The sequence below is a fragment of the Pedobacter puniceum genome, from assembly GCF_009674685.1.
Taxonomy (GTDB): Bacteria; Bacteroidota; Bacteroidia; order Sphingobacteriales; family Sphingobacteriaceae; genus Pseudopedobacter; species Pseudopedobacter puniceum.
This window is the reverse complement of the sequence record NZ_WKJI01000005.1, coordinates 68,340-93,762: the sequence shown is the minus strand read 5'-3', so window position 1 is coordinate 93,762 and position 25,423 is coordinate 68,340. Positions and strand designations below refer to the sequence as shown.

General features: G+C 36.0%; 18 protein-coding genes. 1 reads left to right on the top strand and 17 read right to left on the bottom strand.

All coding sequences use genetic code 11. From position 1 onward, the window contains the following. Positions 1–22: 22 nt before the first annotated feature. The 15 genes from GJJ64_RS15450 to GJJ64_RS15380 all read right to left on the bottom strand — a co-directional run bounded on the left by GJJ64_RS15450 (position 23) and on the right by GJJ64_RS15380 (position 19,940). Entirely contained in the window at positions 23–712 is a 690-nt protein-coding gene (locus GJJ64_RS15450) for a 3-keto-disaccharide hydrolase (RefSeq protein ID WP_154288658.1), read from the bottom strand. Beyond that, positions 712–1,107, bottom strand: a complete 396-nt coding sequence (locus GJJ64_RS15445) for a c-type cytochrome (RefSeq protein ID WP_154288657.1) — start codon at positions 1,105–1,107, stop codon at positions 712–714. The genes GJJ64_RS15450 and GJJ64_RS15445 overlap by 1 nt, the downstream gene beginning before the upstream one ends. Positions 1,108–1,117: 10 nt before the next feature. Further along, positions 1,118–2,170, bottom strand: a complete 1,053-nt coding sequence (locus GJJ64_RS15440) for a sugar phosphate isomerase/epimerase family protein (protein ID WP_154288656.1) — start codon at positions 2,168–2,170, stop codon at positions 1,118–1,120. Between the two features lie 42 nt (positions 2,171–2,212). Next, the gene (locus GJJ64_RS15435) at positions 2,213–3,355 is read right to left on the bottom strand and encodes a Gfo/Idh/MocA family protein (protein WP_154288655.1); all 1,143 of its coding nucleotides are present in this window, start codon (positions 3,353–3,355) and stop codon (positions 2,213–2,215) included. Between the two features lie 3 nt (positions 3,356–3,358). After that, the gene (locus GJJ64_RS15430; RefSeq protein ID WP_154288654.1) at positions 3,359–3,931 is read right to left on the bottom strand and encodes a gluconate 2-dehydrogenase subunit 3 family protein; all 573 of its coding nucleotides are present in this window, start codon (positions 3,929–3,931) and stop codon (positions 3,359–3,361) included. Positions 3,932–3,955: 24 nt separating this feature from the next. Next, positions 3,956–5,398: a Gfo/Idh/MocA family protein gene (locus tag GJJ64_RS15425; RefSeq protein ID WP_154288653.1), complete on the bottom strand. Its 1,443-nt coding sequence runs from the start codon at positions 5,396–5,398 to the stop codon at positions 3,956–3,958. 10 nt (positions 5,399–5,408) lie between these two features. Continuing rightward, positions 5,409–7,088: a GMC oxidoreductase gene (locus tag GJJ64_RS15420; RefSeq protein ID WP_154288652.1), complete on the bottom strand. Its 1,680-nt coding sequence runs from the start codon at positions 7,086–7,088 to the stop codon at positions 5,409–5,411. 178 nt (positions 7,089–7,266) lie between these two features. Next, positions 7,267–7,938 (bottom strand): GDSL-type esterase/lipase family protein, encoded by a 672-nt coding sequence (locus tag GJJ64_RS15415; protein ID WP_154288651.1) that lies wholly within the window; start codon positions 7,936–7,938, stop codon positions 7,267–7,269. Between the two features lie 19 nt (positions 7,939–7,957). Continuing rightward, entirely contained in the window at positions 7,958–9,364 is a 1,407-nt protein-coding gene (locus tag GJJ64_RS15410) for a calcineurin-like phosphoesterase C-terminal domain-containing protein (RefSeq protein ID WP_154288650.1), read from the bottom strand. Positions 9,365–9,423: 59 nt separating this feature from the next. Continuing rightward, entirely contained in the window at positions 9,424–11,007 is a 1,584-nt protein-coding gene (locus GJJ64_RS15405) for a DUF5689 domain-containing protein (protein WP_154288649.1), read from the bottom strand. Between the two features lie 23 nt (positions 11,008–11,030). Further along, entirely contained in the window at positions 11,031–12,563 is a 1,533-nt protein-coding gene (locus GJJ64_RS15400) for a SusD/RagB family nutrient-binding outer membrane lipoprotein (protein ID WP_154288648.1), read from the bottom strand. 12 nt (positions 12,564–12,575) lie between these two features. Further along, complete coding sequence (locus GJJ64_RS15395; protein WP_154288647.1) at positions 12,576–15,815, bottom strand: SusC/RagA family TonB-linked outer membrane protein; 3,240 nt, start codon at positions 15,813–15,815, stop codon at positions 12,576–12,578. Positions 15,816–16,040: 225 nt separating this feature from the next. Then, positions 16,041–16,769: an MIP/aquaporin family protein gene (locus GJJ64_RS15390; RefSeq protein ID WP_154288646.1), complete on the bottom strand. Its 729-nt coding sequence runs from the start codon at positions 16,767–16,769 to the stop codon at positions 16,041–16,043. Between the two features lie 62 nt (positions 16,770–16,831). Then, complete coding sequence (gene glpK / locus GJJ64_RS15385; protein WP_154288645.1) at positions 16,832–18,322, bottom strand: glycerol kinase GlpK; 1,491 nt, start codon at positions 18,320–18,322, stop codon at positions 16,832–16,834. Positions 18,323–18,326: 4 nt separating this feature from the next. Further along, a complete protein-coding gene (locus GJJ64_RS15380; protein ID WP_154288644.1) occupies positions 18,327–19,940 on the bottom strand; it encodes a glycerol-3-phosphate dehydrogenase/oxidase in 1,614 nt (537 codons plus the stop codon). A 190-nt stretch (positions 19,941–20,130) separates the two neighbouring features. On the opposite strand from GJJ64_RS15380, the gene GJJ64_RS15375 reads away from it, so the two are divergent. Further along, positions 20,131–20,895, top strand: a complete 765-nt coding sequence (locus GJJ64_RS15375; RefSeq protein WP_039448788.1) for a DeoR/GlpR family DNA-binding transcription regulator — start codon at positions 20,131–20,133, stop codon at positions 20,893–20,895. 73 nt (positions 20,896–20,968) lie between these two features. Here GJJ64_RS15375 and GJJ64_RS15370 read toward each other — a convergent pair whose 3' ends face one another. Next, on the bottom strand, positions 20,969–22,357 hold the full coding sequence (locus GJJ64_RS15370) for a Gfo/Idh/MocA family protein (protein ID WP_154288643.1): 1,389 nt from the start codon (positions 22,355–22,357) through the stop codon (positions 20,969–20,971). A 39-nt stretch (positions 22,358–22,396) separates the two neighbouring features. Further along, positions 22,397–25,255 carry a phospholipase D-like domain-containing protein gene (locus GJJ64_RS15365; RefSeq protein WP_154288642.1) on the bottom strand — a complete coding sequence of 953 codons (2,859 nt, stop codon included), beginning with the start codon at positions 25,253–25,255 and terminating at the stop codon, positions 22,397–22,399. Positions 25,256–25,423 lie beyond the last annotated feature (168 nt).

The window sequence follows — 25,423 nt, the reverse complement described above, 5'->3', positions numbered from 1 at the left end:
GGTTATAATTGGTTGGTTGGTATTAAAGTGCTTTTATCATGATGTTTTTAAACCAAACTTCATCGCCATGGTCTTGTAATACAATTTTTCCTGATTTAAATTTTCCAAAATCAGGCATAGTTTTAAACTTACTAGCAGCTACCATTTTATTCCAAGCCTCATCCCACATGGTTGTAGAAACAACTTTAACTCCGTTTAAATAAAATTCTAACTTGCCATTATTGCTTATAATTTCTGCCTTATTCCACTCGCCTGCTGGTTTTACTGTTTCTTTGCTGCAAGGAATTAAATCGTATAAATCTCCAGCTCTGTGTTTAAATATTTTAGCATCCGGATGCCCATCATTATCTAAAACCTGCATTTCTGGGCCAGTTAAATAAGGTTGTGGATATTTCTTAGCATCCTCAAATACATTAAACATAATGCCGCTATTAGCATTTTTTGCCACTTTCCACTCTAGTTTTAAATGGAAGTTTGCGTAATCTTTATCGGTAGCTAAGTCTCCGCGTTGAGCTCTATCTGCAACTGGTTTAAAATGGAGAACTCCATCTTCTATCGTCCATGCAGAACCTGTTTCTGCTTTGCCGTAAGTATGCCAATCTTGTGTTCCGTTTGCCAATAAGTTTTCCCAACCTTTATTGGCTTTTACTTTTTGCGATTTGCATGATAGCGTTACCAATAACACCAACATGCAGGTTAAAATACTTCTCATTATTTCTTAATTGTTAAGATATACTTGACCATTTCTTCGGCATCAGCCTGGCTAATTTGTGGATGAGCAGACATTGGAACTTCTCCCCAATTTCCTTGTCCGCCGTTGATAATTTTACCAGCAAGCATAGTAATATTTTCTGGCGTAGCTTCATATTTTGCAGCTACATCTGCATAAGATGGCCCTACTAATTTTTGTTGTTCTTTATGGCAACCTAAACAATCTGATTGTGCTATTAATTGCTTGCCCTTGGGTTCTTCTGCCGCTGGTGCTGCTGCACTTTCTGCCACTGTTGAAGTTTCTGAACTTGTACTTTCTGTATTTTGCTGACCACCACCACAAGCCCATAAACTAACTGCAAGAATACTTAAACTTAATACTTTGCTGATTTTCATAATTATATTGTTATATACCTAAAACTTGATTATTAAAATTTGCATCGCCACCGGAAGCTGCGAAATCATCAAAAGCTTTTTCTGTTACCCTAATGATATGGTCTGCAATAAATTTTGCCCCTTCTTTAGCTCCATCTTCTGGATGCTTGATAGCGCACTCCCATTCTAAAATTGCCCAACCATCGTAATTGTATTGTGCCAACTTGCTAAATACCGATTTAAAATTCACCTGTCCATCCCCCAAAGAACGGAAACGCCCGGCTCTATCTATCCAATTTTGATAGCCGCCATAAACACCTTGTTTGCCCGTTGGGTTAAACTCTGCATCTTTAACATGCATCATTTTTATACGCTCATGGTAAATATCAATAAAAGCCAAATAATCTAAACACTGTAATACAAAGTGCGATGGATCATATAAAATATTTGCTCTTTTATGATGATTTACTTTATCTAAAAACATTTCAAAAGTTACACCATCATGTAAATCTTCACCGGGGTGAAGTTCATAACAAAGGTCTACACCGTTTTCATCAAAAACGTCTAAAATAGGTTTCCAACGTTTTGCTAACTCATCAAAACCTGTATCAACCAAACCTGCTGGGCGTTGTGGCCATGGGTAAACAAAAGGCCATAATAAAGCACCACTAAAAGTAACATGAGCGTTTAACCCCAAGTTTCTTGATGCTTGTGCTGCATACTTAAGTTGTTGTACTGCCCAAGCAGTTCTAGCTTTTGGGTTTTTATGTAATTCTGCTGGTGCAAAGGCGTCAAATAAATCGTTATAAGCAGGATGAACCGCCACTAGCTGCCCTTGAAGGTGTGTAGAAAGTTCGGTAATTTCTAAACCCGCTGCATTTACTTTTCCTTTGATTTCATCGGCATAAGCTTTACTTTCTGCTGCTAATTTTAGGTCTAAAAACCTACTATCATTTGTAGGTAATTGTAAACCTTTAAAGCCTAAGTCTTTTGCCCATTTACAAATACTATCTAAACTATTAAAAGGCGCTTGGTCTCCTATAAATTGTGCTATAAATAATGCTGGTCCTTTTATTGTTTTCATTGTTATCTGAGATTTGCGTATTGCGTAGTGAGTATTAAGTCATTAAAAATTTATCCATTTCTGGGATGATTTTCCAGACTCAATAACTTTTTCTATAAATGTCATCCCTCTTACGCCTTCTTTTACACCCGGATAATCAAGTGCTTCTTTTGCCGGCTGCTGCTGGTTCATTTCTGCTAAAACAGTTAAAGCAAAATTTCTATACAAGTTAGCAAAAGCTTCTAAATAACCCTCGGGATGCCCGGCTGGTGTACGTGTATTATGTGAAGCAAAAGAACTTACATAGGCACCACCAGTTCTGAAGGTTTGTGCAGGCGCATCTAACCATTTTATAACTAAAGAATTAGCGTCCACTTGTTGCCATTCTAAACCTCCTTTTTCCCCGTAAACTCTTATTTTAACGTTATTTTCTTCTCCGGCAGCTATTTGTGTAGCCATTAAAACCCCGCTTGCCCCATTATTAAATTTAAGTAGAACGGCGCCGTCATCATCTAACCTTCTACCCTCAATTACGGTATTAATATCAGCGCAAAGCTTGGTAACACTTAAACCGCTTACATACTCGGCAAGGTTAAAAGCATGAGTACCAATATCGCCCATGGCACCAGCAATACCACTTTTAGATGGATCTGTACGCCAATCGGCTTGCTTATTTTCTACCGCTGTACTTAACCAGCCTTGCGGATATTCTACATAGATTTTTCTAATGGCTCCTAGTTTACCCGCCAGAACTTGCTGACGAGCTTCCTTCACCATAGGATAACCCGTGTAAGTATGGGTTAATAACAGTTTTTTACCTGTTTGCTGCTGTATTTTTTCTAACGCTAATGCTTCTTGAAGAGATAGTGTGATAGGTTTATCTAAAATAACATGAAAACCATTTTCTAAAGCCATTTTAGCTGGCTCGAAATGTAAGTGGTTTGGTGTTACAATACTGATAACTTCTACTCTCACGTCTTCTGGTAATTTTTTTTCTGTTTCTATGAGTGTTTGGTAAGATGGATAAGCTCTCTCTGGCGATAAGCCTAACAAAGCACCGGTTTGAGCAGATTTTTCTGCCGAGCTGCTGAAAGCCCCACAAACCAATTCATAGTAATCGTCTATTCTTGCTGCAATACGGTGTACTGCCCCAATAAAAGCATCGGGGCCGCCACCTATCATGCCTAATCTTAATTTTTGTTTCATAAGTTATGGTGTAAGATAAACAGGGTCTCCTTTTTTATAAGGAATACAAGCGTCATATCTGCCTGGTACTTCTACATAAGTTAAAGCTTTGCTACCGCCTATTTCTGATGTAAAATAACCCAATAAAGTTAGCTCTTTCATCATCCTAAAATAATGTGGTGGCGCTTCCTTTTCTTTTGTTTCTTGATACGCTTTTTGTTGTTTATCTAAATTAGTTAATAAAGCTTTTTTCTGGTCTTTATCTAAAGAAAGGAAATCTGCTTTATATTGTTTTTTAGCTTCATCATCAACGTTTTTCAATCCGTCGAGGAAAACTTTTTGATGTTCTTTATCATAACAATCTTTCACCATTAGGGCCATAAACTCGCCTGCTTTAGTAGCTTTGGCACCCGGCGTATCGGTTTCTGGAATAATGGTTTCTGCAATTTCATCTAACAGTAAAACATCATTGCTATTAAACAAATCATTTATTTGCTTTGGCGATGAAGTACAACCTGTTAAAGTGAAAATTTCTGCCCCTAAAACAGTACCTCCTAATAACAGGGCTACTGATGATATGGCTTCTCTTCTATTCATGATTTTAATGTTTTTGGTCTTTAATTAAACACCTAGCGTCCAGCCGGCTCTGTAATTTCTTTTTACAAATTGATTAGCTTCCTCAAAATTGGTTACCCGCATTTGCGCATTATCCCAAAGTAATTTGATGTTTCTGCCTGGAAAAATGTCTTTACCATCCTTTTGTGTTTTGATATCATAAGACCTGATGGCTAAGTTGGCCATTAAAAGAGCTTCTGTTAAAGGAACTGCTTTTTCAAATGGCGAACTCAGTTCTTTGTTACCATAACCTGCCAAGCAAGCTTCTACCCATTGTGCATAATGACCATTGGTGCTTCCGGTTACTCTGTCGTATTTTTGTTTAACTTTTACTTCCTGAGTTTTGCTGGTAGGCAATAAACGAGGGTTTTGGTTATAAGTACCCGCCATCATTTTGCCTTTTGTACCTATAAATAACATCCCGTTTCCACCATCACCAAATACTTCATTTGGGCCTAATTCTTCTGGGCGTTCTGGCTGTATACCGCCATCCATCCAATGTAATTTAATTGCCGATTTATTTTTTGCCGTTTCTGGGAAGTTTAGGATAACATGGCTAGAAGGTGGGCAAGATTCTGGGAAATAACCACGTTTAAACTCATCTACATAAACAGAACCAACGCTAGCTTCAACTGAAGTTGCTGCATTTAAGCCTAAAACTGTGAACGGACCTTCCATTAAATGGCAACCCATATCGCCTAGTGCTCCAGTGCCATAATCCCACCAGCCACGCCAGTTAAAAGGCACCAATTTATCTACATAGTTTTTCTGAGGTGCAGTGCCTAACCATAAATCCCAATCTAGCTCTTTTGGAATTTCTGCAGCTTGCGATGGCCACGGAATACCTTGCGGCCATACTGGGCGGTTTGTCCAGCAGTAAACGGTATGTACTTTACCAATTACACCAGCATCAAACCATTCTTGCATTTGCCTAACTCCATCATCTGAAGCCCCTTGATTACCCATTTGGGTAACTACTTTATATTTTTTAGCGGCATCTAATAAGACGCGAGCCTCATAAATATCATGCGTAAGCGGTTTCTGTACATAAACATGCTTACCCAATTGCATAGCTGCTAAAGTGGTGATAGCGTGGTTATGGTCTGGTGTAGAAACGCAAACGGCATCAAAGTTTTTTGATTCTTTATCAAAAAGCTCTCGCCAATCTTTATAATATTTTGCTGTTGGATAATCTTGTCTTGCTTTTAATGCTCTTCTATCATCCACATCGCACAAGAAATTGATAACGGCTTTGCCTGAATTATGGAAGCTTTTTAAATCGCTATAACCTTTGCCACCAACCCCAACACCGGCAATATAAAGTTTATCACTAGGAGCTAAAAAACCTTTACCCAAAACATGTCTGGGTACAATAGTAAACGCTACCGCTGCAATTGCACCAGATTTAATAAAGTTTCTTCTACTTTGTTGATTACTTTTATTTTCCATGTTTAAGGTATTAAAGGTTCATCTTTTTAAGTTCAGAAACAGCGTGGTCTACTGCTCTGGCAGTAAAAGCCATATAGGTTAAAGATGGATTTACGCAGCTTCCTGATGTCATGAAAGAGCCATCTGTTACGTAAACATTTTTAGCATCCCAAACTTGATTATGCTTATTTACCACAGAAGTTTTAGGGTCTTTACCCATACGGGCTGTACCCATTTCATGAATACCTTGACCAAAACCGTAACCATTATCATGCGCTTTAACATCTTTAAGACCTGCTTTTTCAAGCATTTCTTTAGCGTCATCCATCATATCCTTACGCATTTTAATTTCATTCTCTTTTATTTCAGCATCAATAGCTAAAACGGGTAAGCCCCATTTATCTTTTACAGTTTTATCAAGGGTAACTTTATTTTCATGGTAAGGTAAAATCTCGCCAAAAGCTGTCATACCCATCGTCCATTGGCCAGGTTCTAATAAAGCCTCTTTTAACTCGGCACCTATGCTTAACTCTGCTATCTCGCGGTTCCAGCCTTGTCTGCCCGCACCACCTTGATAGCCGAAGCCACGTAGGTAATCTCTTTTCTCGCCATTCATGTTTCTAAAACGTGGTACATAAATACCGTTTGGTCTTCTTCCGTAATAGTATTTATCATCATAGCCCTCTGCAATACCAGAAGCTCCTAATCTGAAGTGATGATCCATCAGGTTATGACCAAGCTCGCCACTGCTACTTCCTAAACCACCTTCCCAAACATCGGTTGCAGAGTTCATTAATACCCAAGCAGAGTTTAAGGTTGATGCACAAAGGAAAATCACCTTAGCTTTATACTCATAAGTTTTATGAGTTTCTGCATCTATAATTTCTACACCTGTAGCTTTTTGGGTGTCTTTATCATAAAGAATTTTAGTAACGATAGCATGCGGACGAAGCGTAAGATTTCCAGTTGCCATAGCTGCTGGTAAAGTGGAGGATTGTGTACTGAAATAAGCGCCAAAAGGACAACCTAAAGAGCATTTATTTCTGAACTGGCAATTGCTACGACCTTTAATAGGAGCCGTAACATGAGCTACACGACCAATAAACATATGTCTTTGATCTTTATATTGTTGTTTGATACGAGCTGCCACATCTTTTTCTACACAATTTAATGCCATTGGTGGTAAGAACTCGCCATCAGGTAAGTGAGCCAAATTTTCTTTTGAGCCACTTATTCCGGCAAATTTCTCAACATAACTATACCAAGGAGCAATTTCATTATAACGAACTGGCCAGTCTACAGCAATACCTTCTTTAGCATTGGCTTCAAAATCTAAATCACTCCAACGATAAGATTGTCTACCCCACATTAAAGATCTGCCGCCTACATGGTATCCCCGATACCAATCAAAGCGTTTTACTTCTGTATAAGGAGCATCTTTCTCATTAACCCAAAAACTTAGGTTCTTTTCTGATAGCGCATAATCTCTTTTAAGAACAGGATAATTGTCTATCATTTCTTGCGTTCTTCTACCTCTGTGCTCAAACTCCCATGGAGCTTTAGTGGCATTTTCATAGTCTTTTACATGCTCTACGTTTCTGCCTCTTTCTAGTAAAAGTGTTTTTAGACCTTTTTCTGTGAGTTCTTTAGCTGCCCAGCCTCCGGATATACCGGAACCTATAACTATGGCATCATAGCTTTGTTCTGACATTCGTTTAATATTAAAAATTGGTTAAGTGAATATAGAAATTTAATTTCTATAAACAATGAGCTAAGTGTATTTTTTACAATATGTTATATTAGGATTTTACCAATAAACGTAAAAACCACACTAAATATGATTTAGTGTGGTTTCAGAAGCTTTAAAAAAAAGCTTTAAGTGTTATAAACTATAAATATTTTTTTAGCAATTGTGCCCAAACTGCATAACCTGCAGCTTTTAAATGCAAACCGTCATGGGTATATTCTTTTTTCATACGGCCATCGGCATCTAAAAATATTTTATGCGTATCTATTAAGGTGGCTTTCTCTTCTGCTGCTAACTTCTTTAAACCTGCATTAACAGCAGCAATATGTTCATCCTTATTATAATGATTTTTAAACTGCGTAAAAGTATTATTTACAGGAAACACCGTTTGCAAGTAAATTTTCGTTGCCGGAGACTCCTTTTTGATTTGCTTTACAATTCTATAATAATTATTGATGATTAAGCTATCAGGAATATTTCTTGAGATATCATTGATACCTATTAACAAAAAAACCTTAGCTGGTTTACCTTCTGTTACTTCACTTAATCTTTCTAAAACACCAAAAGAAATATCTCCAGAAATACCTCTGTTCTTGATATTTGGGTTACCTAAAAGCTCAACCCAATCTACCCCAGCGGTAATGCTATTACCTAAAAAAACAATATCTGTTTGGGCATTTGGGTAACTTTTAAATTGTTCTACTTTAAGCTCAAAATTGCTAGGGCGATACGTAGAGTCCCACTTTACAACTTGTGCATGGGTTTGGTTAACAAGAAAAAATAGCGCAAGGCTAAAGAATAATAACTTCTTCATATATCTAAATTTAGGAGGTTTAAATTACAGTTTTCTCTTCATATTTATTGCCAAACCTATCTGTTGCTTGTACTTTGATATTTCTAACCTCAGGATTGATATGAGCCATAAATAAATGTTCTGTTCTTCTAGGTTCTGCAAAAGAGCGTGGTTTAGGTAATTGATCGCCTTTGTATAATTTTACACTTAAAGGATCAAAACCTTTGGTTTGTTCTAGCAATCCCATGTATTTATCATCGGCCCACCATTCTATTTTCCATTGCGGGTCCCAATTCCAAACATTGGCTAAAAGCCTTTTTTGCGCTGTTAGTTCTTCTATATGTAAACTTATTTGATGCGTTTTAGGTTTCCGCATAGATTTATAATACCAACTTAACTGATTACCTTTTACATGATAAACGCCATAACCACGAGGAGCACCATCGCCGCAGATTGGCCCTGTCCACCATGCACCACAAACAGTACCGTGTACGTGTTCATAAACATTATCTGTGATAAAGTTATCGTTATAATGAGTATGCCCAGACATGATATGTACTTGCCTACCTTTCAGAATTTCATACAAAGCGGCGTTATTCTTAACTGCATTATGTACCGGAATATGTAGTCCAATAACGATTAAATGCTCTTTAGGAACAAAAGCTAAATCTTTCTTCAACCAAGACAACTGCTCATCTGTGATATAGCCATCGTATTTTCTTTCTTCACCTAGGTACCGAACATCATCTAAAACAACATAATGTACCTGCCCCCTGTTAAAAGAATAATAGGTTGGCCCAAAATTTTGCTTAAAGGTTTTATCAGAAGTTTCATCTCCGCCTTGGCGATAATCCATATCATGATTACCTAAAGCTTGAAAAAATGGTATGCCCATTTGTTTAACCGCTTCTGCATAATCTTTAAATAGTTCAAGCTCATCCCAAACTAAATCTCCGACACCTATACCATGTACCAAAGCTTTATCTCCTAAATCTTTAACCAGCTCCTGTACATCAGGCACAGATTCTTCCATCATTTGCTTTACATCGGCTTTGTTTTTCACCTGTGGGTCTGCCCAGATAACAAAATAATGCTCTTGGTCGTTCTGTTTAAGCTTGGTTAAGTTAAAATCAAAACTGTTTGTGGTATTTAAATTTTCATATTGTTTTGAGATACTGTTTTGAGTTTTAAACTCGTAACCAGCCGGTGTACTCATGAAAACATGGGTAGCTTTATCATGAGCTTTAAATTTATAAAAACCATTTTTATCGGTTTTCACCACACTAAAACCATCAGAAATAACCACATCTGCTAAAGCTTTACCGTTTACTTTTACGCTTCCGCTGATGGTTTTATCAGCCTTGTTTAAAAAACCATGACTATTTAAACTTATAAAAGCACTACCGGCTAATAAACTAGTACTTTTTATGAAAAATCTTCTGTTCATTTTAATTTTTGATTATAAAAGTTCAGGAGTTATGTTAGATAACTCCTGATACTTTATGCTTATTGTTTTAGTCTGGTTGGGGCTACACCATCCGGATTTTCTGTTGTTGCAGCCGGGAATACTCCTTCTAATTCTTCTAGTGTAGAAGTTGCTGTTAACCTAAAATTGGTTTGTGTTCTCGCTTTTACCCATCTTCCTAAATTTGCGTTATAAATACCACCTAGCTTGTAATAGAAAGCTGCATCAGAAGGGGTAGTATAAGTTAAGTTAATGGTATTGCTTCCTTGTCTGTAAAAAGGCTGAGATTGTAATGTTATAGGGTTGATGACATCATAATAATCTGTATTTGCAATTTTATAACCAACAACTGGCGGACCAGCAGAGAATAAACTTCCGCCAGCAGCTACAAATATAACATCAATAGGTTGGGTATCCTTAGTAACATCTGTTCCTTTAAAAACAGCCATACCAAATGCATTACCGCTGTTAGCTAATAAATTAGTGTTTTTGGTTCCAAATCCATCGCCATTTGTTGTGGTATAGTTGAAAGATCTAATCCAATTTGCATTACTTATAGAAGTAGAACTAGCGCCATTAATTAATTTAGTAGAACCTCCTACATAGAAGAAAGTACCTTTAGCAGCGGTACCTGTGGTAAGGTTAAATTTAAAAGTTCTAAATGATGTAGAACCACCACCAGTAGCCCAACCATTAACAGGAAAACCGGTAGGTTGTGCTGTACCAGCATTATTAGTAACAACAACAGAGAAAGGTGTAACAGAGAAATCAATATCTCTGGTTGCCATTAACTGAATGTATTCGTAATTACCATCAGTACCACTTACATCATTTATAAAACCACTAATAACAATATCAGCAATTTCTGGAGTAGAGCTTAAAGGAACAACATCATTAAGAGTTCTTATGCGGTGCTCTGGAATAATTTTACCATCTGCACCTTGTTTACTGATGATAATGCCATAATAATTAGCAGTAAAAGGCAAACCGCTAGTATTAGCAAAAGTTGCGTTGGCCTCTGTAAATAAGGTGAGGTTATCAAAACCATCGTTGATGATTTTTTCTCCTCCGTAAACAGCTGTTGGCGCTGGAACTGGATCAAAACCTGCCTTAACAATTGCTACCAAGGTACTTTCATACTTATCAGGATTGGAAAGAATAAGGTTAGCTCCTACGCGGTTTGCTGGTATGGTTTTTCCTGAAGCTACTTTGGTAACGTCAGAACCATCAACACCAGTAATTTGTAATAAACCATTTACTCTTTTTAATACTCCACCGGCAATTTCAACAACAACAGAATCTCCGGGAACGTAATTAGCAGCTTCTGGTCCAATAGCAATAGAGATTCCTCTTAACTCGTTTAAGCGTTTTTTGTCTTGTACAATAAGTAAACCAGCAGGTAAGTTATTTCCAGAATGATCTGAAACCACAACAGCACTTATTTTTGAAGACCCAAACATATTGTCAACCGTAAGGTTTAAGTCGGTACCTTTGTATAAGCTTCTTAAATCAAAGATTGGAATGTAAGGACTTACTACGCCGCCCGGATAATTACTTTTCTCGCAACCCACCCATATCGCCGATAAGGCAAGGAAGCATAAACTGAGAAATATATTTCTTTTCATTTTCATGATATTAAAATTTAATGTTAAGGTTTTTGCCACCAAACTTGTGTAAATATCTCATCAGGACCTTGTGCGGCAACAGCAAGTTTGTAATTGGATGGATTAGCAGATTCTACATAAACAGGATAAGTCATACGAGCTGGCATAATACCATCATTTCTTAAACCCGGACCTTTTGGTAATGTTGGATATCCTGTACGTCTGTACTCAAACCACTGTTGGTTATCTGCCAAGAATAAAGCGTAATATTTCTGTAAATGGATTTTCTCCATTTTTTCTGCTAAACCATCTGTAGGAAGGAATTGCATATCTGCATTAATTAAATAAGTATCAACACTTAAACTCCATGTTGGTACCCATAGCGTAATGCTATTTAAAACTCCTGATTTATAAAAATCTTCAGCCGAACCATTTATCCAGCCTTTAGCTGCCGCCTCTGCTAGTATGAATTGCTGCTCTGCATAATTCATGATCATCCCTGTTAAAGGATCATTTTGTAAATTTTGTGCTGGGAAACCAGAAACTACTGATGCACTAGAATAAAAATAAGATTGTTTTGGCTCGCCAGTACCGGGTACATAACCACTTTTTACACCAGCAAAACCATTTGGACCTTGTGCAATTCCCCATCTGTTTACTCCATTTCTACCATAGGTTGAAATATCTAAACGAGGATCGTTCCAGTCTCTTAAATGATCTATAAAAAAAGCACCAATAGAAGGGGCTCTCCAATCTTGCTCTCTTACACTTAAAACGTAAGGAGAAGTGAACGGACCCATACCTGTCCATTTCAAAATAGCTGATTCATCATTACTAGCTATTCTTGGATAATTTGATGGATTTACATCTACAATATCTTTAATTTTATCTATACACTGCTGAGCTACTTCTGCTTTACCAGATAAACGAAGTAATAATCTTAAATAAAGAGAGTTACCAAATTTTCTCCATCTTGATGCATTACCTTGGTATACAGGATCACTACCTGCAAGAATATTGGGAGCTCCTGCTAATAAAGTATTAGCTTCTTCTAATTGTTGAAATAAACCTAGATAAACATCTTTTTGTTGATCAAATTTAGGTTCAAACACTAGTTCTTTACCTTTTAAAGCTTCACTGTAAGGGATATCTCCATAAGTATCTGTTAAAATAGAAAATACCCAAGCTTGGCAAATAAGAGAAATACCTCTGTAAGATTTATCTATATTACTATCGCTATTTGCTAAATTATATATGTCTTTGAAATTGTTTAGCTGCACATACAAGTTATTCCAAGCATAATCAGAAAGGTTTCTACGAAACTCATATCTAAAAACAACTGCCTCAGCATCACTTTGGTTAACGGTTACCTGCATTAACTCGTTATTAAAGTTTCTGTTTCTAACCATGTTAGTTGTTAGTGTATTTACCAAAGCAGGTGCTAATAACTGTGCTGGTAATGCACTTGGCGTACCATTGGGGTCGGTATTAATCTCTGTAAAATCTTTCTGACATCCTGGTGATATGACAACCAGTACAGAGATAAATATCATCGTTATTCTCAATATCTTTTTCATTGCTATTTTGAATTAAATTCCTATAATTAAATTGATGCCGTAGGTTCTAGTAGATGGAAACTGTGCTGTTTCAAAACCTTGAACAATATCAGTTCCTGCTAGTGTACCAAACTCTGGATCGAATATTGGCCATGGAGACCAGATAAACAGGTTACGACCATAAACACCTATAGATGCTTTTTGCATACCTAATTTCTTAACTAATTTTGGTGTTAAGGTATAATCTAATCTTGCCTCTCTGAACTTTATGAAGTCTGTTCTGAAAGTACTTCCCTCTGCATTATCAATACCCATATGAGATCTGTAATAACCATCAACATCAAAAGTTATTTTATCATTCGGACGGAAAGTTCCATCTGCATTTTGAATAACCCCGTTTCCTATAATACCGCTATATCTACCTGGTAGTGTTTTGGTTAACTTACCTTGCTCTACTAATTTATAATGACTTAATGAATGTGCTACACCACCAACTTGGGCATCAAAAAGGGCATTAAATCTAAATTGCTTATATCTAAATTCATTACCTAAACTTGTTCTAAATTTTGGAATTGTATTTCCTAAATAAACTACCTCATCACTAATTTTAGCAAATCCGGTAGCTTCGTCATAGATTACTTGTCCGTCTGGAGCTCTTTGGTAACCTCTTCCATATAAATCACCCATGCTACCACCCACTTTAACTACAATTTGGCCTCCACCAACTGGTCCATTTCTTAATACAACTGAGCTATCTCCTAATTCTTCAACTCTGTTTCTGTTTGATGAGAAAGTGAAGTAAGAAGTCCATTTAAAACCAGATTTTGTACTAATTGGTGTACCATTAACGGCTAGCTCAAAACCTCTGTTACTAACTTTACCAAGATTCACTAAAACTTGATTATAACCTGTAGAACGGTCAACAATACGTGTTAAAATTTGATCTTTGGTATTTCCATAATAGTAAGCAACATCAAAACCTAAACGATTATTAAAAAATCTTAAATCGGCACCAAACTCATAAGTTGTAGTTCTTAACGGTCTTAAATTTGGATTTGGTAATAAACTTGGGTTATTTAAAGCTCCTCCAGGATATAAACCACTACCTGCTATTTCATAATTATAAGATGTTCTGTAAGGAATAGTAGAACCACTACCAACCTCAGAGTATGAAGTTCTAAACTTAGCAAAGTCTATCAATTTTGGTAGTTTAAATATTTCAGAGGCTAGGAAACTTAAACTAGCTGAAGGATAACTGAAATTAACATTATCTGTACGATTTGGCGTTGCTAAAACGCTATTCCAGTCTATTCTATTGGTTAAATCTAGATACAAAAAGTCTTTGTAAGAGGTAGATAATAAGCCATAGAAACTATTGATATTGTACTGACTTCTAAATGGATAAGTAGCTAGAGGCCCAGCACTGTTAGCTGTAGTATAAACCCCTGGTTGATTTAAAGAATCGGCTCTGATTTCATCTTTATTGTAGATGTTTTTCAGCATGCTTCCTCCTGCCGTAGCTGTTACTTCAAAGTCTTTTTTAAACTTTTTAGTATACTTTAATAAGAAATCGCTACTTGCTTCTTGCGAATATATATTTTGTGTTCTGTAAGAACCTTTTGGTAATCTTGTACCTGCATCATAAGGACGCTCTTGCGCTCTTCTTTCATAACCCATATCCAAAGAGGTTCTTACCATTAAGCTTAAATTCTTGGTGAAATTGTAAGTAGCTTGGATGTTTCCGGTAAGAGTATTTCTATCAGACTTATTGATAAACTCATAAGAAATAGCATAAGGGTTTTCTGGGAAAGAGCTAAACGGATATTGTATAGCCCTTCCTTCTTGACCAAGTTTCCAATAATTTCTTAGCCAATCTGGATCTGCACTTGGCTGCCAAAATATATACCAATACATTAAAGACTGGTTACCATAACCTGCTCCGGGTAAATTATCACTATTTCTGTTTGTATAGTTTATTTTAGAAGTAACCTGAAGTTTTGAGTTGATTTTAGAACTTACAGATAAAGCCACTGAATTACGATCATAACCTGTATTTGGAGTAATCCAAGTGTTTTTAACATTGGTAACAGAGAAACGAGCAGTAGTTTTATCTGTACCGCCATCCAAACTAACTGAGTTTGTAAAAGTTTCACCAACCTCAAAAAAGTCATTTAATTTATTGTAAGGCACCCATGGTGTTCTTTCTGTTCCTCTAGTTTGAGTTACAGGATCGTATTGAAAAAACATTTGCCCGTCAAACCTTGGTCCGTAAGCAGAACTTGTTCCGCTAGTACTTGGTCCGTCTGGTCCAGCACCAAATGAATAATAAGAAGCACCACCAGTACCTTGACCATATTCATACTGTAAATCTGGCCAACGGTTACCGCTTTCAAGTGCAACGTTAGAGTTAAAAGTAATGCCTAAACCTTTTCTTTTTGCACTTCCAGATTTTGTAGTGATAATGATAGCACCATTAGCACCTCTTTGTCCGTACAATGCCGCAGCACCTGGTCCTTTTAAAACAGAAACGCTTTCTATATCTTCCGGATTAATATCATTTAAACCACTACCATAGTCGGCCGGCATATTATCACTTCCTGTACCATACGCACTCTCGCCAGCATTAGCAGTACGTCTACCTGTACCTTGGTTAATAACTACGCCATCAACAACAATTAAAGCCTCGTTATCGCCAGTAAGATTATTCTCACCACGAAGGATAATTTTATTAGAACCAGCAGGACCACTATTAGACCTTACTAAGTTTAAACCCGCTACTTTACCGGATAAAGCATCTGTCCAATTGTTAGAAACTGCATCAGTTAACTGTTCGCCTTGTACAGTAGTAACAGCATAACCCAAAGCTTTCTCTTCCCTTTTAATACCTAAAGCCGTTACTACAACTTCATTTAAAGCAGTGGTGGCAACTTTTAATCTTATGGTTAAATTGCTTTGGCTGTTAGCAAAAGTCATTTTCGTAGGCTCATAACCTATGTAAGAAAAAGTAACCATGGTATTCTTTGGTATGTTGATAGAAAACTCACCATCGAAATTGGTTGTACCCAAATTTTTCTTGTTGCTATCTGTTATGATAACACCAATGATAGGCTGACCATCATCATCGCCGATAAGTTTTCCTTTAATACTTATAGATGCCGTTTGAGCAAAGGCACTTAACGTATTAAAAATAATTAGAAAGAAGGATAGAAATAAAAGGCTTATACCCTTTGTTTTTACCACTTTCTTTGAGCGGGGTAAACATTTCTCATTCATTATTTAAAAAATTGATTTTCAATTACTTATTTAGTATTTAGGTCTAGCTTAATAATAAATTTATTAAGTTATTTGGTTTATTAAAATTAAAATAAAAAACATTTAAAAACACCATATTATTTACAATTTATTTTTTATTGTTTCTTTTTGTTGTTAAGCGGCACAAATAGAGCAATTAAATGTTACTAACTGGTTATTCTTATGTTAAGTATTTGTTATGATTGTTTATGAGAGTAGTATAAATAATAATGCGGCCAAAACTGCCCCAAAAAGAGGTCCTATAACTGGTATCCACGAATAAGACCAGTTACACACACCAGCTTTCCCTTTATTGATGAAAAAGAAAACAATACGTGGCCCTAAGTCTCTTACCGGATTGATAGCGTATCCGGTTGTACCTCCTAAAGATAATCCAATTGCCCAAACTAAAAAAGCAACAGGTATAGCACCTAAAGAACCTAAACCTATAACAGTTTTAGGATTTTCTAGCTCGGCCCCAGTAAAATAAAAGATAGTAAAAATGAGAACGAAAGTTCCAACAAGCTCATTCATAAAGTTTAAGCCTTTATTTAAAATAGCAGGTTGGGTATAAAAACAAGCAGCTCTAAGGTTAATATCGTCTGTACTTTTAAAATGATCATAATAAAAAAACCATACCATTAAGGAACCAGCTGCTGCTCCTATTAGTTGCGATAATGCATAAGCAGGAACTTCTGCCCAAGCAAATTTATCGGCAACAGCCAAAGCTACACTTACAGCAGGATTTAGATGCGCACCACTATGAGGCCCTGCAATAACTACTCCTACAAAAACAGCTAAGGCCCAACCAGTAGTAATTACTATCCAGCCAGAATTTTGTCCTTTTGTTTTATTGAGCACTACATTGGCTACAACACCATTTCCCAATAAAATCAGGAAAAATGTACCCAAAAACTCGGCTACATACTGATTCATGTTTTCTTTATTTTAGTTTATAATTGGTGATGTACCTTTTCCAGACTAGGTACATTTGTTTTTTATAAAGTTGTCCAATGGTTAACCGCCTGAACAGCTTTTTTCCATTGCTTAATGTTATTTTGAACCTGTGTTGTATGGGCTGGCTCAAAAATTCTATCTACTTCCCACTGCTTCTTTATCTCTTCTATATTAGCCCAAACACCAACCGCCAAACCTGCTAAATAGGCTGCACCAATTGCAGTTAACTCTGCCGCCTTAGGTCTTATAACAGATGTATCTAAAACATCTGCTTGGTACTGCATTAATAAATTATTTACGGTAGCACCACCATCCACACGTAATTCTTTAATGGCAAAATCAGCATCGGCTTCCATAGCTTTTAAAACATCCATGGTTTGGTAGGCTATACTTTCTAAAGCTGCTCTTGCTATATGTGATGATTTAGTCCCTCGGCTTAAGCCAAAAATTGTCCCTTTAGCATAAGGATTCCAATGTGGAGCACCTAAACCAGTAAAGGCAGGCACCAACACAACACCTCCATTATCTTCACAAGCACTAGCCAAATCATCAATTTCTGAAGATGTTTTAATAATACCTAAACCATCTCTTAACCATTGTACAATAGCGCCTGCCATGAAAATACTGCCTTCTAAAGCATAATGAACTTCATTATTTATCTTCCAAGCTACGGTAGTAACTAAATTGTTTTTAGACATTACAGGTTTGTTACCGGTATTCATCAGCATAAAGCAACCTGTACCATAGGTATTTTTCACCATACCAGCTTGTGTACAAAGCTGCCCAAAAAGTGCCGCCTGTTGATCGCCTGCTATACCTGCAATTGGAATTTTAGCAGAAAATATAGCTCCTGCTGTTTCTCCATAAACTTCACTTGATGATTTCACCTCTGGTAAAACCGATTTTGGAATATCAAAAATGCTTAACAATTCATCATCCCAACTTAATGTATGGATATTAAAAAGCATGGTTCTTGATGCATTGCTTACATCTGTAATATGAACTTTTCCTGCTGTTAATTTCCATACCAACCAGCTATCTACCGTACCAAAAAGTAAGTTTCCGGCATTGGCTTCTGCTCTTGCACCTTCAACGTTGTCTAAAATCCATTTTAATTTTGTGGCAGAGAAATAAGCATCAACCATTAAACCGGTTTTTTCCTTTATCGATGGTTCTTTACCAGCTGCTTTTAGCTCATCACAAAAAGAAGCTGTTCTTCTATCTTGCCAAACTATAGCATTGCAAATAGGCTCGCCGGTTTGTTTATTCCAAACGATGGTAGTTTCTCTTTGGTTGGTAATGCCAATACAGGCAACGTCTTGCGGAGAAATTCTGGCTTTGATAACTGCTTCTGTAGCCACACCTATTTGAGAGCTCCAGATTTCCATAGCATCATGCTCTACCCAGCCACTTTGCGGATATATTTGTGTAAATTCTTTTTGAGCAACTGCTAGTTGCTTGCCTTCATCATTAAAAATAATTGCTCTTGAACTTGATGTTCCTTGGTCTAAAGACAAAATGTATTTACTCATGATATCAAGCTTTAGTTAATAATTGGTCTTCTGTATAAGTTGGCGTTACCGGATGCTTGTTTAATAAATATTGTTTAGCTAAAGTTATAAAATTGCTTATTTGTTGGGCTTTCCATTCTTCATTTTGGTTTAAAACCGATGCCATTAAATCGGCAACTTTAGGAGCCATTTCTATAGCCGCTTGCGCATCAACAAATAAAATACGCAATCTTCTAGCCAATACATCTTCTACGGTACGAGCCATCTCATTTTTGGTAACCCAAACTACTTCTGCTAAATAATGTGGGAATTTAGGATGTAGCAAAGCTTTTAAACTTGAATCTTGCTTCATAAGATTTTGAATATGCGCAGCATCCAAGCCGTAAAAATCTAAATGGTTACCTAGTTTTTGCGTTGTGCTTCCGTGGATAGCCAAAGCTTCTGTTTTACAAACTGCATTTGATAATTTAGCTACTTGAATAACTTGATCTATAGTATCTTGCGCCATTTTACGGTAGGTAGTCCACTTACCACCGGTAATAGTTACCAAACCAGTATCACTTACAATAAGCTTATGACTTCTGGATATTTCTTTTGTTTTACCTGTATTTTTTGTTGGCGCAGCTAAAGGCCTTAAACCCGCAAAAACGCTTAACACATCTTTTTCAGTCGGCTTTTTAGCCAGATAAAGTGCTGCTGTTTGTAAAATAAAATCTATTTCTTGTTGTAGCGCTTCTGGTTCGAGGCTATTTTTATCTAGCGGTGTATCTGTTGTACCTACCACTAAATAGTTATGCCAAGGCACCGCAAATAATACTCTACCATCAGAAGTTTCTGGAATCATTAAAGCAGCATCAGCAGGCATAAAAGATTTATCTAAAACAATATGCACACCCTGACTAGGTCTTACCAAAGCTTTTGAGCCTGGTTTATCCATACTTAAAATATCATCAACAAAAACTCCCGTAGCATTTATTACAGCTTTTGCTTTAATATTATAAGTAATTTGTGTCTCTAAATCTCTTACAGCAACACCATTAACCTTAGAACCAGATTTAAGCAAGCCCTCTACCTTCATATAATTAAGTACAGTAGCGCCTTGTTCTATGGCGGTTTGCGCCATGTTTACTGCTAAGCGGGCATCATCAAACTGACCATCGTAATACTCTACACCGCCTCTTAACCTCGTACTATCTAAACCTGGTAAAGCTTTCTCTACACTTTTTTTATTTAATATGGTTGATGAACCAAAACTAAATCTTCCGGATAACCAATCGTAAAGCTTTAAGCCAACAACATATTTAAGCTGTTCAAAAACGCTAAAACATGGTATAATAAAAGGTTGCTTTTTTACTAAATGTGCTGCATTTCTCAACAATAAACCTCTTTCTCTTAAAGCCTCGTAAACCAATGCAACATCTCCGGCTGCCAGATACCTAACCCCACCATGAACTAATTTGGTACTTCTGCTTGAGGTTCCCTTTGCAAAATCTGATTGCTCTACCAATAAGGTTTTAAAACCTCTTGAAGCAGCATCAACTGCACAACCTAAACCAGTTGCACCACCTCCTATCACCACAATATCCCACTGTATGTCTTTTTCTAAGTCTTTTATCTGGCCTTCTCTATTCCTATCCATAATTTAAAAATCGAAAGTAAATCGAAACACTAAACAATTATAAGAAAATAAATCGAAATAAAAAAGAACAAATAAAAATAAAAAGAAAACCTTAACGTATTAAAAAGAGATTAGAAAATATTTTGGTAACCTATAAAACATTTTCTTTTTATATTTAATTATTACCTTAGAAAATCAAAAAAATAGTGTAATGATAAATATTGCAGAACGCCATCAGTTTATTTTAAATAAACTTCAAAAAGAAGAATATATAGCAGTAGTTGATTTATGTAAGGAACTTGATGTATCACCTGTTACTATTAGGAAGGATTTAAAGCTGCTAGAAGAGAAAAACTTACTTTTCAAAACTCATGGTGGAGCTACACTTCAAAACCCTTATACTATAGATAGGCCTGTTAATGAAAAAGAGAAAATTCAATCTTTAGAGAAGGTTAAAATAGCATCAACCGCGGCAGGCATGATACAAGAAAACGATGCTTTAATTATTGCATCTGGAACAACCGTTTTAGCTTTGGCAAGAGCTATTCCTGCCAATATGCATCTAACTGTAGTTACAGCAGCTTTAAACGTAGCGCTAGAATTAACTAGGCATCAAAATATTGAGGTTTTACAATTAGGCGGTTTGTTAAGAAAAAGCTCATCATCTGTTACAGGTTCTTATGCGGAAACTATTTTAAAAGACTTTTTCTGTAATAAACTTTTTTTAGGTGTTGATGGTATTGATCTTGAATTTGGCTTAACCACAACCAGCTCTATGGAAGCCCAGTTAAACAGAGAAATGATTAAGGTTGCCCAAAAAACCATTGTTCTGGCAGATTCTACTAAGTTTGGTAAAAGAGGATTTGGTAAAATTTGCCCAATTGATGAAATAGACCATATTATTACCGATAGCGGCATTTCTGCTTCAACTTTGCAAGCAATAGAGAGTATGGGAATACATGTTACAGTGGTTTAATTATTATTTATAATATAAAAAACAGCGCCCTCAAATAAGAGAAGCGCTGTAATTATACATCTCCAAACTAAATTTAAATCTTAATATCCATTATTTTACCGGTTCTACGACTTTCCTCAGCCATGAAGCCCATGATATGGCTTTCGATAGATTCATCAATAGTAGAAGTTAAAATACTGGCATTTTGCTGACCTACAGCTTGTACAAAATCTTTAACCAAAAGCCAATCGCCACCACCATGGCCACTATTTTTATAACCATCTACATCTTCTGCTTTAGGTATAAACTTTACTGATTTACCGGTTCTAAAATCACTTACAACTAGTTCTTCCATATCGCCAACCATATCTCCCATAGTTCCCATGATACGGGTTCTTCTTCCGTGATACGATGTAAAAGCCTCCATAGAGAAACTTGCTGTAACACTATCAGCAAACTGGATACTTGTTATGTAATGGTCTGGCTGGTCATTCTCCATACGGTAAACACATCTGCCGTAATTGGTTGTTTTTAACCGTTCCATAATTACTTCCGGATGCTTGGTTTTATCCTCTGGCAAATCTAAAACGCCTAATCTTTTTCTCTTTTCATAATACTCTTTAATGGCAGAGTAAGGACACTCTCTTTCTACTTTACAACCATCTGTACATCGGGCAGTACTACCCGCAGGTGCGTTTTCTTTTTTAAACCATTTCAAATCGCCCATGGCAGCTATTTTTTGACTTGATTTATTGATAATCCATTTGATGATATCTAAATCATGACAAGATTTTGCCAAAATAATAGGAGTAGTTTGCTTCGCATTATGCCAATTGCCACGCACAAAAGAATGTGCCATATGGGTATGTTCTATTGGCTCAAAATGTTGTACACTTACTATTTCTCCAATGGCACCTTGAGTAATTAAATCTCTCATTTTAACAAAATAAGGTGCGTATCTGAGCACATGGCAAACAGCAACAATTCTACCTTTTTTCTTCGCTAAACTTAAAATTGCTCTGCATTCTTTCTCTGTTGGTGCAATGGGTTTTTCAAGCAAAACATCATAACCCATTTCTAAGGCTTTCATGCAAGGCGCATAATGCAAATCGTCTGGTGTAGAAATAATAACAGCGTCAGCAAACTTAGGTTGTTTAAAAACATCTTCCCAAGTCTTAAATCTATATTTATCTGCTATCTGATGTTGTTTTGTATACCTATCGTTTCTAAATTCATTAGGCTCTGCAACGCCAATAATATCTAATTGATCTGGAAATTTAGCTGCAAAATTACCATAAACCGTACCCCTGTTGCCAGCTCCAATGGTGATTGCTGTTATTGCTTTACCAAGAGGCTTATGTAGTAAATTTGGCCTGCTGGTATACAAAAAAGAATCATTAGCTAATTTAGCTATTACCTCTGTACTGATGACTGTGGCACCCAAAGAGATGCTTATTGTTTTTAATAAATTTCTACGATTCATGACAATTTTATTAATGCTTAACGCAATTATTATGGATATTTATTTGATAAATTTTACCGAAAGCTTCTCATATGCCTTATCCAACCTTAGTATGTAAAGGCCTTTAGACAAATTTATAGGTAAAGCAATTTTATTTTCACCTGCTACTAATTTCACACGTTCTGATAAAATTTGCCTTCCCATTAAATCAAAAATGTTAAGAAAGCCTTCGTCTACTTGTTGTTGGTTAATAAAAACTAATACTTTAGCATCATCTGCAAAAACCTTTAACTCATTGGTTAATAAAGCATAATTTACAACTTTGATTTCAGATAATTCAAAATTACCATCAAAATCTACCTGCTTTAATCGGTAATAATTATTTCCAATTTTTGGATTTACATCTGCATATTGATAGTAATTAACAGCAGTTGTTGTACCATTGCCTTTTACAGAGCTTAATAAAGTCCAATTTTTAGCATCGCTTGATTTTAAAACCTCAAAATGCGAGTTGTTTTTTTCTGATGATGTGCTCCAATTTAAACCTACTTGTGTGGCTTGTTTAACTACTTCAAATTTATTTAAGACTACCGGTAATGATGTTGATACAGCTGTACCTGCAATGGTAAATACATCATCAGAAGATGTTTCTGATAAACCAAAAGCAAAAGAACCACCCGTAGATGTATAACCCCAAGAATAAATTCTGAATTTGATATTTTTAGCACCTTCAATATTTTGTAAAGCAGCTACACCAGATACATCTATTGGGTCTTGCGGAATACCTCCGGCAAAAGTATTTGAGAAAGCTACAGTTGAGCTTGCATCTAAAAAAGTACCTCCGTTAATACTATATTGGATAATATAATTTCTTGCACCTGCACTAGACCGTCTTAACTTAGCATAAATGGTCTTAATAGAAACTTTATAATTAGCCAACACATTAACATCAAACTCTACATAGCTATTATTGGCTATAGCGCTGGTTTTATCTGTAACAATTGTATAACTAAGGTTTGCGTTTGTTCTAGAGCTAAAACCTTTTGATAATGAAGAAGCTTCTAAACCACTTCCTCTAATCATAGTAGATGAACCAATAGCATTAGAACGAGTAGTTGAAGCAAAAGAAGCTGTCTCTCCACTTAAAGTATTTGCAGACCAGCTGATGAGTAAATTATCATCAGAAATATTAGCTAAATCGCCTCTAATGGTAAGTACGTTTAAATCAGTTGTTGAACTTTGCCCAAAAGCAATAGTTCCTGTTCTAGTACCTTCGCCATATACATAAAGTCTTATTTTTACTAATTCATTAGGCCTAATGTCTTGCAAATCTGCAATATTACTCACATCTACAGGGTCTAAATAATAACCGGCAGTAGTAGAATTAACACTAATTTCTGAACCAATATTCGTAATAGGACCACTGTTAAGGATATAAGTCCACTGTATTTTAGATGAACCATTAGAAGTTCTTCTAATCTTAGCCGAGATTTCTGATAAAGAGATGGCTTTACCAGGTAAAGGCTTTACAGAAAACTCATAATATTCATTTCTATCTTTAGCCTCAGTTAAAGTAGTAGTTAGTATACCCGAACCTAAATCTACTTTAGCTGATGAAAACCCCTTAGTTAACACGTTGTATACTAACCCGTTGCCCCTTGCTATTTTTGAACCTAACATACCAGATGAATAAGTGGCTGGGTAGTCTGATAAATCTGAAGTGGTAATAGAGTTAAAGTCCCATGCTAATAATTGAACCGATGGAACAACAGTTTTTAATCCTTCAAAGTAAGTATGATATTGATTAAAAACCGAAGAGTTTAATAAATACACTAAAACCTCGTTATTGGTTTTAAGAGCAGGATCAGTATAATTATGAGAACCTGTAATAATAACTTTTGAATTAGCCTGACCTTTCCAAGTGCCTTCTATCAGCATGATTTTAGCATGAATATTAAATTTAGCATCGCTACCACTTTCTAAATTAAATATCCTTACCGTTGCCCCTAGTTGTTGCAATTGTCTTAATTTAGTTTGTACCAGTGTTCCTGCTGCATCTTTTGCATAAACTTCTATAATTGCCCCTTGATTTTTAAGAGCAATTAATTTATCGGCTATAGCAACTCTTAAATCAGACCAATCAGACATAGCAATTCTAATTTTAGCATTTGCTACATCTGTAATAGCATCAAGATTTTCTAGAACGTTATCCTGCCCAATAAAACTGCCACCAGAAATCTTTGGAAAAAATTCGGCTCTTAAACCATTAGCCACATCCTCAAAAACATCATAGTTGAAATTGTTTTTCATTCCTGAAGCAGCATTATTACGCATAACTTGCCAATTATTTAAAAAAGCATTGTAGATACCTGCATTATTAAATGTTATAGCATCTTGAACTTTTTTAGCATCAGAAGAAGTAAAGTTGTGCGATGTCTGAAATGTAACATTACTTACTAAACCAGCATTTGTATTTACCTTAGAAAATAAAGCATATTTATGATGATTGATGGAAAGCGTACTTACATCGTTATAAGTAGCTACTACCTCAGATGCAGCTAAATTTGTTTGCAACCATGGTAATGAAGTAGCATTAGTCTCCTGACTATCAGACCTACTCATATCTACCAATATTTTGATATTCACTCCTCTAGTTTCTGCATTCTTTAAAGCATCCATCAAAGGCTGATAATTAATTAGATAAATAGATATCCTAATTTGCTCTCCGGCGGGTGTGTTATCAACCAGAGAAATTAACCTATCCAAGATAACAGTAGAAGTACCTTCTCTAGCAATAGTAGAAGCATTGGTAAAAAGCACCTCTGGGAATGTAATATTAACCTGTGCTTTTAGGGCTGAATTCATCATGCTAAACATCATGAAAAACATCCCCATTTTAAAAAGTAATTTTCTTATCATACTCTCTTAATTTTAGTTTATAATATTCTGTTTTACAGTTACTTAAATCAAAATAACAACTCAATTTTTAGGCACAACAAAGGAGCCTCAAGGGTTTTAAACCTTGAGAAACCTTATAAGCAATATGTGTTAATGACTAGTTTTTAGTTTGAGTTGTCGCTTGTCTGT

What these genes read in the sequence shown, in the direction of transcription:
- GJJ64_RS15450 (WP_154288658.1), bottom strand. Translation starts at nt 712, where the DNA reads ATGAGAAGTATTTTAACCTGCATGTTGGTGTTATTGGTAACGCTATCA.
- GJJ64_RS15445 (WP_154288657.1), bottom strand. Translation starts at nt 1,107, where the DNA reads ATGAAAATCAGCAAAGTATTAAGTTTAAGTATTCTTGCAGTTAGTTTA.
- GJJ64_RS15440 (WP_154288656.1), bottom strand. Translation starts at nt 2,170, where the DNA reads ATGAAAACAATAAAAGGACCAGCATTATTTATAGCACAATTTATAGGA.
- GJJ64_RS15435 (WP_154288655.1), bottom strand. Translation starts at nt 3,355, where the DNA reads ATGAAACAAAAATTAAGATTAGGCATGATAGGTGGCGGCCCCGATGCT.
- GJJ64_RS15430 (WP_154288654.1), bottom strand. Translation starts at nt 3,931, where the DNA reads ATGAATAGAAGAGAAGCCATATCATCAGTAGCCCTGTTATTAGGAGGT.
- GJJ64_RS15425 (WP_154288653.1), bottom strand. Translation starts at nt 5,398, where the DNA reads ATGGAAAATAAAAGTAATCAACAAAGTAGAAGAAACTTTATTAAATCT.
- GJJ64_RS15420 (WP_154288652.1), bottom strand. Translation starts at nt 7,088, where the DNA reads ATGTCAGAACAAAGCTATGATGCCATAGTTATAGGTTCCGGTATATCC.
- GJJ64_RS15415 (WP_154288651.1), bottom strand. Translation starts at nt 7,938, where the DNA reads ATGAAGAAGTTATTATTCTTTAGCCTTGCGCTATTTTTTCTTGTTAAC.
- GJJ64_RS15410 (WP_154288650.1), bottom strand. Translation starts at nt 9,364, where the DNA reads ATGAACAGAAGATTTTTCATAAAAAGTACTAGTTTATTAGCCGGTAGT.
- GJJ64_RS15405 (WP_154288649.1), bottom strand. Translation starts at nt 11,007, where the DNA reads ATGAAAAGAAATATATTTCTCAGTTTATGCTTCCTTGCCTTATCGGCG.
- GJJ64_RS15400 (WP_154288648.1), bottom strand. Translation starts at nt 12,563, where the DNA reads ATGAAAAAGATATTGAGAATAACGATGATATTTATCTCTGTACTGGTT.
- GJJ64_RS15395 (WP_154288647.1), bottom strand. Translation starts at nt 15,815, where the DNA reads ATGAATGAGAAATGTTTACCCCGCTCAAAGAAAGTGGTAAAAACAAAG.
- GJJ64_RS15390 (WP_154288646.1), bottom strand. Translation starts at nt 16,769, where the DNA reads ATGAATCAGTATGTAGCCGAGTTTTTGGGTACATTTTTCCTGATTTTA.
- glpK (WP_154288645.1), bottom strand. Translation starts at nt 18,322, where the DNA reads ATGAGTAAATACATTTTGTCTTTAGACCAAGGAACATCAAGTTCAAGA.
- GJJ64_RS15380 (WP_154288644.1), bottom strand. Translation starts at nt 19,940, where the DNA reads ATGGATAGGAATAGAGAAGGCCAGATAAAAGACTTAGAAAAAGACATA.
- GJJ64_RS15375 (WP_039448788.1), top strand. Translation starts at nt 20,131, where the DNA reads ATGATAAATATTGCAGAACGCCATCAGTTTATTTTAAATAAACTTCAA.
- GJJ64_RS15370 (WP_154288643.1), bottom strand. Translation starts at nt 22,357, where the DNA reads ATGAATCGTAGAAATTTATTAAAAACAATAAGCATCTCTTTGGGTGCC.
- GJJ64_RS15365 (WP_154288642.1), bottom strand. Translation starts at nt 25,255, where the DNA reads ATGATAAGAAAATTACTTTTTAAAATGGGGATGTTTTTCATGATGTTT.